Origin of the sequence: Nocardioides sp. (assembly GCF_031422975.1) — a bacterium.
In the GTDB taxonomy this organism is placed as follows: Bacteria; Actinomycetota; Actinomycetes; order Propionibacteriales; family Nocardioidaceae; genus Nocardioides.
In genome coordinates this window covers 1-1,964 of sequence record NZ_JANPEO010000602.1, presented here as the reverse complement: position 1 = coordinate 1,964, position 1,964 = coordinate 1, and the positions used below count along the sequence as shown (strand labels likewise).

2 protein-coding genes are annotated in these 1,964 nt (G+C 71.1%); both read right to left on the bottom strand.

The window, feature by feature from the left end; all coding sequences use genetic code 11:
• On the bottom strand, positions 1–1,441 hold a 1,441-nt coding region (locus RMO85_RS17885), incomplete at its 3' end, for an MFS transporter (protein ID WP_310530072.1).
• A partial coding sequence (locus RMO85_RS17880) for an LppX_LprAFG lipoprotein (protein WP_310530071.1) occupies positions 1,438–1,964 on the bottom strand: 527 nt, incomplete at its 5' end. The genes RMO85_RS17880 and RMO85_RS17885, both read right to left, overlap by 4 nt.

The following is a 1,964-nucleotide window of genomic DNA, read 5'->3' as shown; positions in this document are numbered from 1 at the left end:
GCGCCGCGTTGACGGGGGCCAGCGCGAGGCCGAAGCCGAGACCGCCGGTGACCAGACCGAGGTTGGCGATGGGTTCCTCGACGGTGGTCAGTCCCCACTGCGCCATCAGCACGAAGCCCGCCGCAGCCAGCAGCATCCCGGCGGCGGTGATGACGCCGGGGGAGAACCTGCGGATGAGGTAGCCGCCGATGATCGCCCCGACGGGCAGCGCGACCAGGAAGCGCACGAGCACCAGCGCCGCCGCCAGCTGGGAGTCGGGGTAGACCGTCGTGCGGGCGAACAGCGGGATGTCGATGAGGGCTGCGATGAGTGCCGAGCCGATGAAGAAGCTGACCAGGAGGGCACCCCAGGCGGGGGTACGCCGCAGCGCACCGCGCGGCACGAGCGGCGCGGCGGCCCGGCGCAGGTGCACCACGAACAGCACCGACGCCATCGCGGAGCCCAGCAGGAACCACCATCCCCGGTCGGAGAAGACCTGGATCTTCGGGTCGGCGGTCGCGAACGCGAGGATCACGCCGGCCAGCGCGGTCGCGAGGAGCAGGGCGCCGACGAGGTCGGCCTCGACCAGGCTGGCCCCCCAGCGGCGGACGTCGAACAGCGGGCGTGGCGCCAGCCAGCAGCGTGCCAGGAGCAGGAGCGCCGCCACCATCGCGACCAGGCCGATCGGGGTGAGCCAGCGGCCAGAGTCGGTGTAGGGGATGAAGAGCTGGCCCCACGCGAGGTCGCGCAACAGGGCGGCGGGCCGGACGAAGACGAGCGCCCCGGCGACCAGGGTGGTGAGGAGCAGCAGGGCCCCCGGGAGGTCGGGGACCGGGCGACGTGTCGCCGCGCTCGCCGGCGCTCGCTGCTCGACCAGCGGCGTGTCAGCCCGACTGAGTGATCGCAGGGCCGCGGCCAGGACGAGGCCGACCGTCAGGTTGATCAGGAAGATCACCCGCCAGTCGGCGAAGGCCAGCACGAGCGCGCCGAAGAGCGGCCCGATGACCGAGCCGATCTCCTGGACCGCCGAGACGATGCCGAGCGGCACCCCACGCCGGTCCTTGGGGTAGAGGTCGGCGACCAGGGCCAGCGTGGCCGGCACCAGGCCGCCGCCGCCCACACCCTGGAGGAAGCGCCCGGTCACCATCGAGGGCATGTCGTAGGCCAGCGCCGTGACGAGCGACCCGAAGGCGAAGAGCGCCAGCGAGAAGACCAGCACCGGCACGCGGCCGCGGAGGTCGGCGATCCTCCCGATGAGCGGCAGCATCGCGACGTACCCCAACAAGAAGCCGGAGATGATGGGTGCGGCGCGCTGCAGCTGGTCGATCGGGACGCCGACGCTGCTCATCATGTCGGGCAACGCCAGCACGACGACATAGGTGTCGGCAGCAGCGAAGGCCACAGCGACGGCCGCGAGGCTCAGGAGCGCCCGAGTCGGAGCCGACCCGGTCACCGCACTCACGGGGCGACGATGTCCTTGCTCGTGCCGTAGTCGGCGAAGTCGACGGTGTAGGTCATCTCGGTGCTCTTGGGGTAGAAGACCCCGGTCAGCACGGCCTGCCGGAGCTCGCCGTCGTCAGAGACGAGGTATTCGGCGTCGAACGTGTCACCCGAGGAGCTCGGGATCACCTTCTTCATCGCGGCGCCCGGCACCGTGCCGGTGAAGGTGGTGAGGACCTCGGTGTTGTCCGCGCCACCACGGACGGTCTCGCCCTCCTGGAGGTCGGCCGTGACGCCGAGCAGCGAGGAGAAGCCGGTGTCGGCGTTGATCAGGGTGGCGGGATCCGGGGCGCCGTACTCACCCGGGTCGATGTCCTGGTATTTACCGTCGCTGAACGGCAGGACTGCGTAAACGAGCTCGTCCACGGCGATCACGGGCACCTCGACGCTCTGCCCGGCGAAGATGACCGTGATGGTGCCCTCGAACGCGGGCGCATTGGTGGCGACCCCGTCGGCCTTGGTGATGCCGGAGACGCCGTCGGGGA